General features: G+C 35.2%; 14 protein-coding genes. 11 read left to right on the top strand and 3 right to left on the bottom strand.

Going from position 1 to position 17,074, the window contains the following annotated elements; all coding sequences use genetic code 11:
• Positions 1-56 precede the first annotated feature (56 nt).
• A complete protein-coding gene (locus tag V514_RS0111980) occupies positions 57-764 on the bottom strand; it encodes a hypothetical protein (protein WP_029500175.1) in 708 nt (235 codons plus the stop codon).
• A 153-nt stretch (positions 765-917) separates the two neighbouring features.
• On the bottom strand, positions 918-1,475 hold the full coding sequence (locus V514_RS0111975) for a hypothetical protein (protein ID WP_029500174.1): 558 nt from the start codon (positions 1,473-1,475) through the stop codon (positions 918-920).
• A 234-nt stretch (positions 1,476-1,709) separates the two neighbouring features.
• On the opposite strand from V514_RS0111975, the gene V514_RS0111970 reads away from it, so the two are divergent.
• Genes V514_RS0111970 through V514_RS0111960 form a run of 3 tightly spaced genes read left to right on the top strand, consistent with a single transcriptional unit; the run spans position 1,710 to position 8,047 of the window.
• Positions 1,710-3,722 (top strand): type I restriction-modification system subunit M, encoded by a 2,013-nt coding sequence (locus V514_RS0111970; protein WP_029500173.1) that lies wholly within the window; start codon positions 1,710-1,712, stop codon positions 3,720-3,722.
• On the top strand, positions 3,719-5,041 hold the full coding sequence (locus tag V514_RS0111965) for a restriction endonuclease subunit S (RefSeq protein WP_029500172.1): 1,323 nt from the start codon (positions 3,719-3,721) through the stop codon (positions 5,039-5,041). Before V514_RS0111970 ends, V514_RS0111965 begins: the two co-directional genes overlap by 4 nt.
• Before the next feature lie 15 nt (positions 5,042-5,056).
• On the top strand, positions 5,057-8,047 hold the full coding sequence (locus V514_RS0111960; protein WP_029500171.1) for a type I restriction endonuclease subunit R: 2,991 nt from the start codon (positions 5,057-5,059) through the stop codon (positions 8,045-8,047).
• 188 nt (positions 8,048-8,235) lie between these two features.
• On the opposite strand, the gene V514_RS0111955 is transcribed toward V514_RS0111960, so the two are convergent.
• A complete protein-coding gene (locus V514_RS0111955) occupies positions 8,236-9,411 on the bottom strand; it encodes an IS256 family transposase (RefSeq protein WP_029500170.1) in 1,176 nt (391 codons plus the stop codon).
• A 221-nt stretch (positions 9,412-9,632) separates the two neighbouring features.
• On the opposite strand from V514_RS0111955, the gene V514_RS0111950 reads away from it, so the two are divergent.
• The 8 genes from V514_RS0111950 to V514_RS0111915 all read left to right on the top strand — a co-directional run bounded on the left by V514_RS0111950 (position 9,633) and on the right by V514_RS0111915 (position 17,070).
• A complete protein-coding gene (locus V514_RS0111950) occupies positions 9,633-10,319 on the top strand; it encodes a hypothetical protein (RefSeq protein WP_152528979.1) in 687 nt (228 codons plus the stop codon).
• 276 nt (positions 10,320-10,595) lie between these two features.
• Positions 10,596-12,491, top strand: coding sequence for an ATP-dependent nuclease (locus tag V514_RS0111945; RefSeq protein ID WP_029500168.1), 1,896 nt, complete (start codon positions 10,596-10,598; stop codon positions 12,489-12,491).
• Complete coding sequence (locus V514_RS0111940; RefSeq protein ID WP_029500167.1) at positions 12,475-14,049, top strand: UvrD-helicase domain-containing protein; 1,575 nt, start codon at positions 12,475-12,477, stop codon at positions 14,047-14,049. The genes V514_RS0111945 and V514_RS0111940 overlap by 17 nt, the downstream gene beginning before the upstream one ends.
• A gap of 12 nt (positions 14,050-14,061) precedes the next feature.
• A complete protein-coding gene (locus tag V514_RS0111935; RefSeq protein ID WP_327059468.1) occupies positions 14,062-14,454 on the top strand; it encodes a DNA/RNA helicase domain-containing protein in 393 nt (130 codons plus the stop codon).
• 126 nt (positions 14,455-14,580) lie between these two features.
• On the top strand, positions 14,581-15,681 hold the full coding sequence (locus tag V514_RS0111930; RefSeq protein WP_029500165.1) for a DUF4145 domain-containing protein: 1,101 nt from the start codon (positions 14,581-14,583) through the stop codon (positions 15,679-15,681).
• 348 nt (positions 15,682-16,029) lie between these two features.
• Positions 16,030-16,284: a GlsB/YeaQ/YmgE family stress response membrane protein gene (locus V514_RS0111925; protein ID WP_035944790.1), complete on the top strand. Its 255-nt coding sequence runs from the start codon at positions 16,030-16,032 to the stop codon at positions 16,282-16,284.
• A gap of 17 nt (positions 16,285-16,301) precedes the next feature.
• On the top strand, positions 16,302-16,838 hold the full coding sequence (gene amaP, locus V514_RS0111920) for an alkaline shock response membrane anchor protein AmaP (protein WP_029500163.1): 537 nt from the start codon (positions 16,302-16,304) through the stop codon (positions 16,836-16,838).
• 19 nt (positions 16,839-16,857) lie between these two features.
• Positions 16,858-17,070, top strand: a complete 213-nt coding sequence (locus tag V514_RS0111915) for a DUF2273 domain-containing protein (protein WP_029500162.1) — start codon at positions 16,858-16,860, stop codon at positions 17,068-17,070.
• Positions 17,071-17,074 lie beyond the last annotated feature (4 nt).

The raw sequence follows: 17,074 nt of genomic DNA, 5'->3' as shown, positions 1-17,074 counted from the left end.
CGCTAGGCTCTTTTTTGATGTGTAAAAATGAATACATGTTTATTTGTAAACAATTATTAGATCGAATTACGATACCCTTGCTTCATTTTTTCAGATGTATTCATTTCCAAAACAGGCTTTTCCACTTGATAAATATGCGCGCGGTCTAATCGTGTTTTTTGCTCTTCATACTTTTTTTGTTGCAATAATGACGTCATATCGTCGAAGGTCATTAAGCCGCCATTTGGTTTTACTAAGCCCATTTCATAAATGCGTTGGATGGTTGGGAGACTCTTCATATATTCCGCTGCATTGACATTTTTGCCATGCACCGTCATATGCTTAAAAAAAGTAGACCAGTTGCCATTTTCTACTTGCTGCTTGGCATCTGTTGCATTTAATGCATATTGTGGATTGACGACATCGCCTTTTTCTACGAGATACATAAAGTCAAAAAAGTTCATCGATATAGTTCCACTAACAGGGGGGGAATAGGGAGGAAAACAAATACGGTCAAAAACTGTTAATAGTGGTCCTTGTTTTTCAAGAATATCCTTCCATCTGACCACATCTTCTTCAGAAAACTTATCGGCTAATACAGAGTTTGCTACGTTGATACCCCCAACATATGTATGACCATATTTGTCATATTGAATTTTCTTCTCTTCTACAGGTTGCTCTGATTTAGCTGATTCTACTAAATTTTTATTATTTTTTTTAGTTTCTGTCGTGGAAGCATTCTGATTAGCGAAAGGCTGGTTTGTGTTGTTAATACTCGTAAGCATGGAACTCCTCCTTTGTTTAGTTGTAGTATCGTCAACTTCCTTACATTGTTAAATAGTTCCTGATATTTCATAAAATTATATGGTCAATAAGTAAAAAAATATACATGTTTACAAAAAGAAAAGGAAGCGCAGAAGCTGCGGTTCCTTGTTTGTCTAGCGTTTTTTGACTTTTGTTACTTTGTAGTATGGAATCTGTTTGCCATTTTTCTTAAGTGTTATTAAGATAATCCCATGATTTTTTGCGATAAAGGTGTAGCCACCACTTTGGTTTTTAATGCGAATAACATTTTTAAATGTGGTGTTGCCGACCTTTTTCGTTGTATTAACCGATTGTACTTCGTAGCGATAAGGATACGCATTTCCTTCCATATCATATTCGACTAACTTGTACGTTTTCCCACTAGTCATCGGAAACTTATAGGCAGGTGTCAAAAATACATCGGAATACGCAACTCCTAATGACAAATACTTGTCGTAATACAAATGCGTGTAGCCACGATAATTTGCCGTTGTACATTGGCGCTGTGAACTAGGACCGCTACATTTGAGATTCGACAGTCGTTTTGGCGTACCTTCTAAATCATACGTATCATAACTATAACTTTTACTTGGCACATAGCTAGCACCGCTCGTAACCGTCGCCGCAGAACTTGCCATTGGTGCGGCAACAAGCGACAATGCAGCTGCAGCCGACATAACCCATTTTTTCATCAAACCACCCCTTTGATTGTGTTGGTATGACTTTAACATAAATGAGGGGGTGAGGGTAGATGTTTTGAAGAGTGCTAGTCATCGGGATTTTACGTAGTTTTAAAAAAATCCTATGTTTCTAGCTCCGATTACATAAATTAGAAGGAAGTACAGTAATATATTAATATAATAGTGAATATTTTGATATACTGTAGTAAAAAGCACTAATTGTTTATAAGTTAAAGGAGAAACAACATGATTAACTTTCAAGATAAAGTAAGCTTCATTTGGTCAATTGCGGAGATTTTGCGTGGGCCATATAAGCCAGAAGATTACGGTAAGATCGTTTTGCCATTAGCAGTATTACGACGCTTTGACTGCGTATTAGAAAGCACGAAAGAAGAAGTATTAGCAAAAGCTAAACAGTTTGCGACAATGTCTGAAGAAGCACGTGAACCGATTTTAAATCGGGTATCAAAACAAAATTTCCATAATATCAGTAAATATGATTTCAAAAAGCTGTTAACAGATTCAGATAACATCGCAGACAACTTACGTGACTATATTAATGGCTTCTCAAAAGTAGCACGTGATATTATGGAGCACTTCGATTTTGACCGCCAAATTGATAAGTTAGATCAAAATAACTTGTTATATTTAACGATTAAACGCTTTAGCGAATTAGACTTGCATCCAGAGACGGTGTCGAATGTGGAGATGGGTTATGTATTTGAAGAATTGATCCGTCGCTTTAGTGAACATGCAGAGGCAGGGGATCACTATACACCTCGTGAAGTCATTCGTTTAATGACGCATTTATTGTTCTTACACGATGATGCCAATATTTTAACGAAACCAGGCTTAACACAAACGTTATATGATGCAGCAGCTGGTACAGGTGGTATGGGATCTGTCGCACAAGAATATTTGTTAAATCTGAATCCTACAGCGCATTTAGAGTTTTTCGGTCAAGAAATTAATCCAGAATCATATGCCATCTGTAAAGCAGACTTATTAATTAAAGGGGAAGACGCAACGAATATTCGTTTAGGGAATACATTATCAAACGATAAATTCCCTACAGATAAGTTTGATTACTTAATTTCAAATCCTCCATACGGCGTTGACTGGAAATCATACGAGAAACCAATTAAAGCAGAACATGAACAACAAGGCTTTGACGGTCGTTTCGGTCCAGGGACACCACGTACAAGTGATGGACAGTTATTATTCTTGATGCACTTACTTTCAAAAATGAAAGACGTCACACCAGAAAACCCACAAGGTTCTCGTTTAGCGATTATTATGAATGGCTCTCCTTTATTTACAGGGGATGCAGGTTCTGGCGAAAGTGAAATTCGTAAATATGTGTTAGAAAATGATTTAGTAGAAGGTATTGTCGCATTACCGAACGACCTTTTCTACAACACAGGTATCGCAACGTATATTTGGATTTTAACGAACAACAAAGCACTGTTATCAAAAGGAAAAGTACGTTTAGTAAATGCGGTTGATTTCTATAAGAAAATGAAGAAATCAATGGGGAATAAACGTAACGAAATTAGAGAAGATCAGTTAAATGAAATCGTTCGTTTATATGGTGACGCACAACCAAATGAATATGTGAAAATCTTTGATAACGAAGATTTCGGATATGCAAAAATCACTGTCGAACGCCCATTACGCTTAAACTTCCAAGTAAGTGAAGAACGTCTAGCACGTGTCGTTGAAGAAAAGGGCTTTGTGAACTTAGCGACTTCAAAGAAAAAAGGTGACGCAGCACACTTTGAAATAGAAGAAGGTAAAAAACTTCAAGCGCAAATCTTACATGTCTTACGTACATTAGAGAGCGATGAAGTATACAAAAATCGTGAAGTGTTTACGAAGATTTTAAAAGATGCGTTAGCAGAAGCAACTATTAAACTCGGCGCTCCTGTATTAAAAGCGATTTTAAACGGTTTATCTGAAAAAGACGAAACTGCCGATGTATGTATGAAAAATAAAACAGACATTGAGCCAGATACAGATTTACGTGATACAGAAAGCGTGCCGTTAAAAGAAAATATTGAAGACTACTTCGCCCGTGAAGTGTTACCACATGTACCCGATGCATGGATTGATCACACGAAAACAAAAGTAGGCTATGAGATCCCGTTCACTCGTCAATTCTACAAATACACAGCGTTACGCAGTTCAGCAGAAATCATGGACGAAATTCGTGCATTAGAAGTTGAGATTGCTGAGCAGTTGAAGAAGGTGATGGGATGAGTTTCAAAGATAGTGGTATTGAATGGCTTTCACATATACCAAGTGATTGGGAGGTTAAAAAACTTAAATATTTAGCAGAAATAATAGACGGAGATAGAGGTTCAGAATATCCGAATGACAAAGATTTAGTAGATAATGGAATCTTATTCCTGTCTGGTGACAATTTAAAATCTAATGGCTTCAATTATAGTAAAGTTAGATTTATTTCAGAAGAAAAATTCGCTAAATTGGGCCGTGGCAAAGTTTTGAAAAATGACATCATTACTTCTGTAAGAGGCACGATAGGTTCAGCAGGATTATTCAGCGGCGAAGTTTATGAACAGGCTTTTATAAATGCTCAAATGATGATTATACGACCACGAAAAATATTAGACAGTAAATTTTTATTTTATTTTACAAAAACAAAGGCTTGGAAATTATGTTTAGATTACTTTGCTTATGGAACTGCTCAGCAACAGCTTTCGAATAAAATTTTAATGCAATTACCTATAGCAGTTCCAGGTCTAAAAATTCAGCATCAAGTTATAAAATATTTAGATAATAAAATAAATACAGTAGATAAAATTATCGAACAAAAAGAGCAGTTAACAAGTATGTTAGAACAACAACGCCAATCCATCATTACAGAAGCTGTAACAAAAGGTTTAAATCCGAACGTGAAAATGAAAGATTCAGGTGTTGAATGGATTGGTGAGATTCCTGAGCATTGGAATACTTCTTTATTAAAACTTTATTTGGATAAACTAACTGATGGATCTCATTTTTCACCAGAAATGATGGATGTGGGTTATCCATATATTACTGTGAAGGACTTGAAATACGGTAATATTGATTTAGAAAATGCTTTGAAAATTAGTGAGGAGGACTATAATGTTTTAGTGAAGAATGGTTGTCAACCTAACTTTAATGATGTATTGCTTAGTAAGGATGGAACAATAGGCAAAGTAGCTGTTGTTAAAGAAAATGAATTTGTAATTTTATCCTCACTTGCTATACTTCGTCCTAATAACTATTTAGATTCAAGTTATTTATCTTTTTGGTTAGAGTCACTAATAAATAAAAATCAAATGGAGAGTTTTCTAGCTGGAGCAGCTTTAAGAAGGTTAACACTTCAAACTATAAAAAAACTTAGATGTATAATTCCGCCCTTGAATGAACAGTTAGAAATCGTTAAATCTTTAAAAGAGCGACTTATTCCATTAGATGAATCTATATTGTTAGTAAGCAAACAAATCAAAAAACTAAAAGAATATCGTCAATCCCTTATCTACGAAGCAGTAACAGGGAAAATTGACGTACGTGATATGGAAGTAGATTAAGTGAGGTGAAATGGAATGGCTGTAGATACATCTGAAAAAGGATTTGAAACGAATATTGAATTGGCATTGATTGGTGCTGGTTATAAAAAGCGTGTATTAGAAGATGAAGCGAGTAAAGCGTTTAAAGAGCATGCGATTGACGTTGAAGAACTATTTGCATTTTTAGAAGATACACAAGAAAAACGCATGCGCACATTAGAAAAATCGTACGGCCCTTCTTATAAAAAAGAAGTATTGAAACGTATTAAAATGCAACTTCATAAACAAGGTCTTGTGGAGTGTCTGCGCAAAGGGATTAAAGACCGTGGTGTGACGTTACAGCTTGCCTATAATAAACCACCGACAGATATGAACAAAACATTGTATGAGCAATATGCGAAAAATCGGTTTAATGTCGCACGCCAAGTTTATTACAGCGATAAGCATAACAATAGCTTAGATATGGTGTTATTTTTAAACGGTTTACCAATCGTTGTGATGGAACTGAAAAATCCGTTAACGAATCAAACAGTAGAACATGCGATGAAGCAATTGAAAAAAGACCGTGATCCACGTGAGCAATTGTTTAAGTTTAATGAACGTGTCGCTGTTTATTTTGCTGTTGATCCAGATGAAGTATTTATGACGACAAAGCTCGATAAGGAGAAAACATATTTCTTACCGTTTAATAAAGGCAACAATGGAGGGAAAGGAAATCTGTTAGCTTATGGTGACAACTACCGTACGCATTATTTATGGGATGAAATTTTAACGCCAGATAGCTTATTAGATATTTTATATCGTTTCATTTTCGTGAAAAAAGACGATATTAAAGATTCAAATGGTGAAACAATTGGAGAGCGCCAAATGCTCATTTTCCCTCGCTTTCATCAATTAGATGCAGTGCGTAAATTAGAAGCTGACGTCAATGAAAAGCAAGTAGGCCAAAATTATTTAATTCAGCACTCTGCTGGTTCTGGAAAAACGAACTCGATTTCATGGCTCGCACACCGTTTAGCGAAATTACACAACGAAAATAATGAACCAATTTTTAGTAGCGTTATCGTGATTACAGACCGTCGTGTATTGGATAAGCAATTACAAGACGCCGTTTATCAGTTGGAACATAAAGCCGGTATGGTTGCGCCAATTGATAAAGATTCTGAACAGCTTGCACGTGCACTAAATAACGAAACTCGTATTATTATTACGACGCTTCAAAAGTTCCCATTTGTATTAGAAAAGGTAGCAGGATTAGAACGTAAAAAATATGCGGTCATTATTGATGAAGCCCATTCATCACAAGGTGGGAAAGCCTCTACTGCGTTAACGAACGTATTATCTGATAAGACGCTTGAAGCAGCCTATGAAGAAGATCGTATTGCGGAAGAAAACTTAGATGATGTTGACGAAAAAATCGTTGAAACGATTATGAAAAGTGGTAAGCAAGAAAATGTATCGTTCTTCGCATTTACTGCTACGCCAAAACCGAAGACACTTGAAAAATTCGGTACGATGGGCACGGATGGAAAACCACATGCATTCCATCAATATACGATGCGCCAAGCAATTGAAGAAGGCTTTATTTTAGACGTACTTGAAAACTATACGACGTATCAAACGTTCTGGAAAATTGCGAAGACAGTTGATGATGATCCAGAAGTGTCTAAAAAACAAGCAACTCGTAAGCTTGCACAATATGTTTCATTGCATCCACATAGCATTGCACAGAAAACGGAAATCATAATGGAACATTATCGTAATTTCGTGCAACGTAAAATTGGAGGTCGTGCAAAAGCAATGGTTGTAACGGCGAGTCGTTTACATGCTGTTCGCTATAAAATTGCCTTTGATAAATATATTAATGAAATGGGCTACGAGGATTTAAAAACAATCGTGGCTTTTTCTGGTACTGTGAAAGATGATGAGATTAATTATACAGAGCCTGATATGAATGATTTCTCTGAAAAAGAGCTACCAGAAAAATTTAATTCAGACGAATATAAAGTGTTACTCGTGGCGGAGAAATATCAAACGGGATTTGATGAACCGCTATTACATACGATGTATGTAGATAAACCTTTAAGCGGTATTAAAGCGGTTCAAACATTGTCTCGTTTAAATCGTATGTGTCCAGGAAAAGAAGATACATTTGTGTTAGATTTTATTAACGATCCAGATGTCATTAAAGAATCATTCCAACCTTATTATGAATCAACAAGTCTTTCAGAAGTAACGGACCCGAATATTTTATATGATATGCAAGCGGAAATTGAACCGTACCAAGTGTTTACGGATGATGAAGTACAACGAGTGAATGAAATTGAAGTAGCTGGTGGTGTTACAAAATCAACAAAAGCGCAAACGACTTTAAATGCGATTCTTGATAAAGGTGTCGAACGTTTCAAAGACCTTTCTGAAGAAGAACAATTTGCTTTTAAACAAGTCGCAACGAAATTTACACGTACGTATGGTTTCGTACTGCAAGTTGTAACGTTCATTGATTTAGACTTACACAAGCAATATATTTATTTAACATACTTACTACGCAAATTGCCACGTTTTAAGGGTGATAAAGATATTTATATCGCAGATGATGTTGCGTTGGAATACTACCGTAATGAAAAAGTATTTGAAGGCAACATTGAGCTAGAAAAAACAGGCGGCGCTGAACTTGATCCGCAAAAACATGGCGGTGGCGGTCAACAAGAAGATGAAAAGGTGCGCTTATCAAGTATTTTAGATAAGTTAAATGACCGATTCGGTACGAACTTTACTGAAACAGATTTCCTTTCACGTGAACAAGTGAAAGAGGATATGCTGAATAGTGAAGAAGTACGCCAACAAGCGCAAAATAACACAAAAGACAACTTTAAATTTGCTTTCGAACGTTCATTCATGGATTTTGTTATTGATCGTATGGGTAGTAATCAAGAATTCTTTATGAAGATACTGGAGAATGATGAGTTTAAGCAGGTGATTATGGAAGATATGATGCATGAGGTTTATGGGGAAGTGAACGGATAAATAATTAGGATAAAAACGCATTCCTTTTTGGGATGCGTTTTTATTTTAGTTGAATCTTCTTTTATTATTTAACTTACCATTTATATATAGTTCTGAACTTTAAAATAAGATTTTCTTTCTAAGAGTTACTTGGCACCGTCAATAATTTTGTGTAAATGGCTCAACCCAAACTTGGTAGATCATCACATTTAGCGATCAAGCATCGCTTCTAACTCGGCACGTGCTTGGTCAAAACCGAGATGACAACGTGCGAGGAAACGTGTGTTGTAGTCATTTAATTGTGAAACGAGGAAGCGTTCTAGTGATGCTTCGTTCGGAAACTGTTCCTTACGTTTCGTATATTTTTTCAGCTGTTTATTCACCGATTCAATCAAATTCGTTGAGTAAATACTACGGCGAATCGACTGTGGAAAGGCGTAGAACGTTAAAATGGCATCGCCTTTGACCATTGGCACGAGCTTCGGATAGGCAGTCTGCCACTTCTTGATAAAGCGTTCGCGTGCTTGAATCGCTTCTTCTACCGTTTCAGCACGATATACTTGTTTAAAGTCGTCACACACCTCTGCCCGATCTTTCGTCCGCACTTTATGACTCAAGTTGCGCTGCACATGAACGAGACACGTTTGATAATGCGCGTGCGGATATACTTCAGAAAGCATCGATTCCATGCCTTTTAAGCCATCTGAAATAAACAGAAGGACCTCTTCCATTCCACGTTCACGGAAGTTTTCCAATAGCTCACGCCATACATGAACAGACTCGGTCGGTGCAATCGTATAACCGAGCACCTCTTTTGAGCCGTCCAAACGAATACCAATCGCTAAATAAACGGCTTCTTTCGCTACCGTATCACGTTTGATTGGAATATACGTCGCATCTAAATAGACGCATGAATAACGGTTCGACAGCTGGCGATTGTGATATGCCTCGACTTCATCATTCATCGCCTGCGTCATATTCGAAACCGTCTGCGGTGAGTAGTGATGCCCGTACATTCGTTCAATGAGGTGGGCAATCTCCGTCATCGTAATGCCTTTTTGAAACAAGTGAATGACCGTGTTTTCAAGCGTATCGTTCGAGCGTTTATACGGTGCGATGGTCTGTTGACGAAAATCGCCATTGCGATCACGTGGGATTTCCAGCTTTAAGTCGCCATACTCAGTGTGCAACGTGCGTTCGTACACACCATTTCGTGAATTCCCAGAGTTAAAGCCGATACGGTCGTATTTTTCATAGTCCAAAAACGCCGTTAACTCCTGCGCTAACAGCGTATTGACCGCTTTTTCAAGATGACTACGAAAAACTTCACCGATATTGCCATTTTGCGCTAGCGTTTGAATGATTTCTGTCGTAAACTTATCCATAGGAAGACCCTCTTTCTAGAATTGGTTGTCGTGACTTTATTCTACCAAGAATTGGGTCTTCTTTTTTTATGGATTTTTTTCATTTACACAAAATATTTTACGCTCTCTATTTTATAATAAATGAGTTTATTTGACTATATTTATTTGTTAAATGTAAATTAAATAGATATATAGACTTTATTGTATGTTACGTTTAAAATGAAAGCACTAATAGAATGCTAATGGAGGAGAGAATAATAGGCAGTTATACTGAAGGTTCGTTATTAGTTAATTTAGATGAAAATAAAAAAGGCTGGGAAAGAAGATTTAAAGAGGCTGATCTTCAGACGGAAAAATATTCCTCCAAGAAAATAGATTTGGAAAAAAATAAAGAAGTAGTAAAAAAGCATATAGAAAATTGGAGAAAAGATACCGAGTTAAGCACATATGTATCACCAGCTATTTATTCGATAGAACTATATACATTAAATAATATAGAATCGACTGCAGAATATAAAAAGGAAATGAAAGCTATTAAAGAAAAGCTTTTAACATCCTATGTTGATTCGGCATTTACAAAATATCATTATCTTTGGGTGACATTTAATGCTAGCGGAATGGTGGTTACTGTAGGTCGAAGTTCATTTACAGAAAGAACAACGCAATTGGGGGATTTATTTTTCGAATACAATTTATTTGGGAATGGCTCTCAAAAAATAATTTTGCATAATCTTTCAGAAGTGGATCAAGATATTAAAAAATATTTACATGAATTAGGCAAAAAATTAAATGACTATAATCACTTCGCATTCATCGTTCCGATTAAATCTGGAGAAGTCAAAATAGTATCAGAGTTAGAGAAAAGGTTAGGAGATTATTTAATAGAACAAGATATTGAAATAATGAATTTTTATTCGCATCGATATTGAGGTTTTATATTAAGTGGAACGGTGCAGTTAATTTGACACCCTATCATTTTTTAATAATCTTCTAACTTAGAGTGTTGTTGATTAGTAAAAGGGTTTCACAAATAGTGAAATCACCTGACCGTAATTAATAATAGATTGATATTTAAAACATGAGAACATAAGAGTTTCAAAATTAGTGTAGATTAAGCAAATTCTATTGTGAAGAAAGGATAGTATTTGAAGTGAGTTATAAGATTTTTTATAAAAATTTCATATTACTTGGGTGGAGGTAAAATAATGTATATTTCCAGTTTAACTATAAAAAATTACAGGAGTTTTGGGGAAAAGGAGTTTACTATCCCATTGAAGCCTTTTACTGCAATTATTGGAGAGAACAATATTGGGAAATCAAATCTTCTTGATTGTATCGGACTAATTCTAAGTCAAGATATAACTATGTTTAAAAAACGGACCCTAGATACAGAAGACATTAATTCACGTACATTAGATATTTTCAAAAAATCAGTTGTGGCAATGCGATCAGAAGAAATAAATGTTGCCAAACTAATGTTCCCGGAGGTAAGGGTAGATATTATCTTGGAAGACTTAGATGAGAATCAAAAGGCCGTTGTAGGGGATTGGTTTTTTGAAAAAACACTTTCAAAAGCGCAACTGACGTATTTATTTAGGGTTAGATCGGGTTTTAAAAAATCGGAGTGGTTAGAAAACCAATTAGCTAAATTGACTATTCTCAGTGATGCGGAAGGGGTTGTTGAAGATCAATTATATACTCATGTAGAATTTCCTATTGAGCAATATGAATATATAATCTTTGGCGGTAATAATACTACAAATAAATGTGACCCATATTTTTTGAAAATGCTTAAATTGGAAATTTTGGATGCATTAAGAGATGCAAAAAAAGAACTTGTTGCCAATGGTGAATATAAATTACTGTATAGAATTTTGAATAAAAACTATGAAACAGATTTCGTTGGGATTCAAAAAATCCTTACCAGTTTAAATAAAGAGTTAACGGAAAATGAAAAATTAGTCGCAATAAAAAAAGAAATCACTAAATACTTAGATAAAGTTTCTTTAACTAATCCAGAGGAAAAGAATAATATAGATTTTAGTTTTGTTTCACCACAAGTTAATGAGATTATAAAGAAACTCAGTATAGTATATGGTGAAAATCCTATATCGGTTGAAAGAAATGGTCTTGGGAAAAATAATTTGCTTTTCATTTCACTGATATTATCACATCTAGCATCTCAAACAGAGGAAAAAACAAAGCTAGCATTTAGAGTAATAGGGATAGAAGAACCTGAAGCACATTTGCATCCGCATTCACAAATCCATTTAGCAAAAAATTTGAATCAAATCAATAAAAACGAAGGATCAGGAGAAATAAAAACGGATACACAAATTATTATTACATCACATTCGACAAATATTACTACTTCGATTGATCTAAATAATCTTGTTGTTTTATATAGGGAAAATGATGAAATACATTATCATTATATTTTAGATGGTTTTTCGGATAGAAAAGTAGGACAGAAACATATCATATATTTAAGAAAATACTTAGATGCCACCAATTCGTCAATGTTTTACGCAAGAAGAATTATCTTAGTAGAAGGAATTTCTGAACAGATCCTAATACCATTATTTTTCGAAATGATATATGGTCAGTCCTTAGAGAGTATGGGGACGACTATTGTAAATGTAAATGGAGTAGCATTTAAACACTTCCTTGAAGTAATAAAAAATGGCTATTTTATAAAATGTGGAGTTATTACTGATAGAGATAAAGGTAAGAAAACTGAAAAAAGAGCAGAAAATTTAAAGGTGGAGTATTCCACATTTAATCATGTGATTGAAGTAGCAATTAATGAGGACACCTTTGAAAAAGAAATAATTAAATATAACAATGTTGACAAGGGAAATGCGATTTTAAAGCAAGTTTTCAAAACACTTCATAAGATTAATTATAATAAGTATGAAAAGCTATGGGAAAAAGAAATTGATGTGGAAACGTACTTTAATGAGATAGAAGGAGATAAATCAGATTTTGCTTTTGCCTTACATGAAAAGTTATTAAAAGAAAGTGAAGGATTCAACATACCAGAATACATAACTGCAATTTTTAAATTCGTAGTAGGTGAAAAAATTGAACGAAAAGATTGATAACACATTAATAATTGCTGCTGCTGGTTCGGGTAAAACTACAGAATTAATAAGGTTAATTAAACATAAAACAGAGGAATTACCAGACAATAAGATTTTAGCCGTTATAACTTATACTAATGCCGCCACTAATGAAATTGTTGATAGATTAGGCGGAAATACTACAATTCAATCGAACGTGTTCATTGGTACTATACATAGTTTTCTAATAAGATTTCTTATTAAGCCTTATGGGAAAATATTAGGTCTAATATCGGATGAACTAATCATCTCAGATTATAAAATTGAATTAGAAGAATCTAAAGATTCGTTTGTCGCAAAAGCAATTATAGAAGCACAACTATCTAAAAAAGGAATAGTGACCTACGATTATATCGAAACATTAGCAAAAAAAATTTTGAAAGATGAAAATGTGAAAGAACGTTTTTGCAGTAGAATACAATATTTGTTTGTGGATGAATTTCAGGATTCTTCCAAGGGGCAATTTGAAATAATCGAAAAATTGAGGAAGGAAAAAAGAACTCAGATAATTCTTGTTGGTGACCCAGAGCAGCGGATAATGGGATTTAAAAATAGAATAATAACACACCCGATAGATGAATTACAAAAGCCGAATGGAAGAAAGTATATTTTAAAACGATTAGAAAATAATCATCGATCTAGTGAAACCATAGTAAGATTTATTAATAATTTTCATTCAAGTATCGAACAAAATTGGGCTAATACAGATATTGAATCTAAAAATGAAATAATATTTATAACATCAACAGAAGTTAAAAATATATTAAGCGAATTTAATATTATTTGTGAAGATGAGAACTATGCTCAGATTCGCCCAAAGACTAGATTTTTTCTAGCGTTTGAAAATAATTTATACGGTGAATTTCGATCCACATCATTCAATCATAAAACTAAAGAAAATGAACCACTGATTTCATCTATTTTAGATTTTTTATCTGCATTTTTTAATGTGAGAAAAAGTAGTTTTTCTGAAACATTATCGTTGGATGAAATTGAATTGAGAAAAAAATGTTTGCTGTTATTTAATACTATTAATCAAAATCAACAAACAAATTTAGAAGAAATCTTACTTTCTATAGAGGAAATTTTTAATTATAAACGCGCTATTAATGAAGCGAAAGTACAATTTGATTTTAAAGAAAAGGCGAGAGTATTTGTAGAATCATTAACAGTTAGAAAATCTGCTAATAATATAGGAGATTGTTCTAGCGAATCTAAGATGTATCAAGACTCTTTTTTAACAATTCATAAATCAAAAGGGCTACAAGCAGATGCAGTTCTTGTTGTTGCAAAAACTGAAAAGGACTTATTGAAGTGGTTGGAAGAAGACAAGGATAAACGGTTAAATAGCAATCAAGATACATGTAGGCTGGGATATGTAGCATTTAGTAGACCGAGGGAGTTGCTCTGTATCGCTTGTTTAGAGCCAGTTGGTCGAGAAACTGAACAGTTACTTCAAAATTTAAAGGTGAATTTGTATCCTGTTTTAGAAAAGATAGAGACACAACAATTGGAATTAGAACTGGTATTTTCATAGTAATTAATGAATGTGGCTATTGTATCTTGTAAGATTGATTCACATGAATTAAAGCAACTTAATGAATGGTCTGCTGAAAAAGAGCAATGGTATGCAACTGTGCAGAATAAAAATGTGGTGCGCGTCATAACGGATTATACGAAACGTGTGAAAACCCACCAATCGATTAAAGGGATTAAAAAGTGGATGAAGGAAGACCCAGAAAAGGCGACGGTAGCCGTTGATGCCATTATTCGAAACACGTACCGCACGCTCATGACACGCGGCCAAAAGGGATGTTACGTCTATTGTACCGACGCTGCATTAGCTGCGTATTTGAAAGAGCGCTTGCAAAAAGTGTATAGCGCGAGACAAGATGTAGAAACGTTGTTAGTAGCGGAGACGGGCGAAGGTTATCGTTCATAAACAAGTAAAACCATCTGATACAATGTCAGATGGTTTTGTTATTTTTCATTATACCCTTAACCCCTTTTTAGCCTCAATATATGGTAAAATTTAGTTGGAATAAATCAAACATAGTAGGTGTAAAGAATGTCTGAAATCTTACAAGAAATTTTACATGAAATTAATCCGGATTTAGCGAAGTTGACGCGTGACGTCGAGCAGTTGTTGTTTGTATCGCCGCGGGCTGCCGTACAAACGACAAGAACGATGGCGGAAACCTTAATGCGTCAAGTAGCCGATATGGAAGATATGGACTATGCGTATTTAAATTTTGGCGAGGTTCAAAAGAAGCTTTACGACGAAGAAATTATTACCGAAACGACGAACACAGCCCTTCATTTTGTCCGCCAGCAAGGGAATGTGGCGAGTCATGATGGGTCGCGGAAAATTTTTATTCGCGATGCGCTCACCTGCTGGGAGTATCAGCATCTCATTTTGACGTGGTTTATTGAAGCCTATGCAGCACCGGATATTGAGGTGCCAGAATATGTGGAGCCAGCGCCTACGAATGCCCCTAATTCCGAGTCACTGCTTGCGCAAATTGAAGGGTTAATGCAAGCGGTGACGCAGAAAAAGCCATTGCACGTAGAAGCGGCGCCGCAGAAAGTAAGTCGGAAAATTTTTTACAATGAGCAGTTTATCGACGTGCCTGATTTTTTACGCGATGCTTTTTTACTCCCACAACGCTTCCCAAAATCTACAACGTTTTTAATTCGTTTAAATGGCGAGCAACAAGCGCGTATTATGAGTGAGCTGCCACATCAACTCGCTGGTCTCCATCACCATGTAAAACGTTTTAAAGAAGCAAATGATGCCATCTTTTTTGAGGAATTGGCGCGTTATATTGACGAAGAAAAGAAGCGTAAAGCATTAATTGAGCAATATCGCGGCGAAGTGCTCTTTTTCTACAAATCCGATTTTGTGATTTTAACGGAATCATTAGGAAATTTAGCGCTAACGAAAGAAAATTTCCCAGGGCAAACAAGCTTATTGAAGTCGTTACATGAACAAGGGTTTCATCATGTAAAGGACTTACCAAAAGAGCTTGTGTTATTAGGGAAATATCGCAATGTTGGGGAAACCGCGCTACTCAATTTGTTTAATCAATTAAAAGGAAAAGGGATGGAATTTGCGGCGCCTACCATGCCCAATGTGGAACATCTGGGGCACGAAACAGCAGGTACATAAAAGCATCCAATTTAGGGGGAAGTATGGAAGCGAAGCTGGGACATCACTCGATTTTTACGAGATATATAAAATTTGAGTCGTAATTTTCTTGTCTAAATAAATCATTTAATGCGCTTGAAAGTAAAAAAATGTGAGGCGATTTTGAAGATTGCCTCACATTTTTTCTTTTGTCCCAGCCTCGTTTTCATAAAATAATCTATAATCTAAAAGTCTAATAAAGTTCCTTTATTATCCATTTTCTTAAGTGTAAGATGCCGTTTTTTCGTATTATGTTTTAAGTTATCAAAAGATGGAAAAAGATTTACTAGTTCCACATTTACAAAAAATGAAAGAAGGAGGGTAATTATTATGGCATTTCTTTGGTATATCATTATCGGCGGTATTTTAGGTTGGTTAGCAGGTCTTATTTTAGGTAAAGATGTTCCCGGTGGTGTGATTGGTAATATCATCGCAGGTATTATCGGCGCTTGGATTGGCGGTATGTTACTTGGTAGCTGGGGTCCAAAAGTAAGCGACTTCTATATCTTACCAACATTATTAGGTACTATTATTTTAATTTTAATTGTGAGCTTTATTATGAAAGCGATGCGTAAAGCGAGCTAACTAGAAGAGGTGAGAAAATGAAACGTTTTCTTAGTTTTCTCTTAGGGCTATTTCTACTCGTTCTAATTGGAACATTTCTATTTTTATATGTAGATTATTCGAGCTTTACAGCGTACCAACAACAACTTCAATCCTATTCTTGGTTTGAACCTACACTCTATAGTATGGCAGCTGCCGGCTTATTGTTAGCGCTCATTCTTATTGTATATGCATTCACACCTTCTCATAAAAAACGCGGTTTATATTTGTCATATAACGATGGCAATATTTATATGAATAAACGTTCGATTGAAAAGGTCGTGTTGCATACATTAAATAAATATGATGCGGTGCGTCAGCCGATTGTTACGATTCGTATGTATCAGAAGAAGCATAAATCTTACATCGATATTGCAACCGAGTTCTTTGTTCTTCCAACAGGTAATATTCAAACATTGCTTGAGCGCATTAAAGAGGATATTAAAATCCAAACAGAACATTTTTCAGAAATACCTGTGAGAGAGGTCAACATAAAAGTGCTCGATCAAAAGGAATTGAAAAAACGCGTCATTTAATGAGAGAGGTGTGAGTCCATTGCAAAACAATTCAACAATTGACTGGCTTCGGGAGTATAAATGGCGCATCCTTTCTGTATTAGGAATGTTTATTGTTGGTGTGCTATTTCTTACAATTGGCTTTTGGAAGACGATGTTGCTACTTGCGTTATGTGCGATTGGTTTAGTAATTGGCTTTGCAAAAGATAAGACCGAAACATTTCTACTGTTTATTGACAAAATTAGAAGATAGGGGC

Source organism: Kurthia huakuii LAM0618, assembly GCF_000505545.1.
Taxonomy (GTDB): Bacteria; Bacillota; Bacilli; order Bacillales_A; family Planococcaceae; genus Kurthia; species Kurthia huakuii.
This window is presented reverse-complemented; position numbering and strand designations above follow the sequence as displayed.

Coding starts and splice junctions, on each gene's coding strand:
- V514_RS0111975 (WP_029500174.1), bottom strand. CDS start 1,475: ATGAAAAAATGGGTTATGTCGGCTGCAGCTGCATTGTCGCTTGTTGCC.
- V514_RS0111950 (WP_152528979.1), top strand. CDS start 9,633: ATGGAGGAGAGAATAATAGGCAGTTATACTGAAGGTTCGTTATTAGTT.
- V514_RS0111925 (WP_035944790.1), top strand. CDS start 16,030: ATGGCATTTCTTTGGTATATCATTATCGGCGGTATTTTAGGTTGGTTA.
- amaP (WP_029500163.1), top strand. CDS start 16,302: ATGAAACGTTTTCTTAGTTTTCTCTTAGGGCTATTTCTACTCGTTCTA.
- V514_RS0111960 (WP_029500171.1), top strand. CDS start 5,057: ATGGCTGTAGATACATCTGAAAAAGGATTTGAAACGAATATTGAATTG.
- V514_RS0111945 (WP_029500168.1), top strand. CDS start 10,596: ATGTATATTTCCAGTTTAACTATAAAAAATTACAGGAGTTTTGGGGAA.
- V514_RS0111980 (WP_029500175.1), bottom strand. CDS start 764: ATGCTTACGAGTATTAACAACACAAACCAGCCTTTCGCTAATCAGAAT.
- V514_RS0111930 (WP_029500165.1), top strand. CDS start 14,581: ATGTCTGAAATCTTACAAGAAATTTTACATGAAATTAATCCGGATTTA.
- V514_RS0111970 (WP_029500173.1), top strand. CDS start 1,710: ATGATTAACTTTCAAGATAAAGTAAGCTTCATTTGGTCAATTGCGGAG.
- V514_RS0111955 (WP_029500170.1), bottom strand. CDS start 9,411: ATGGATAAGTTTACGACAGAAATCATTCAAACGCTAGCGCAAAATGGC.
- V514_RS0111965 (WP_029500172.1), top strand. CDS start 3,719: ATGAGTTTCAAAGATAGTGGTATTGAATGGCTTTCACATATACCAAGT.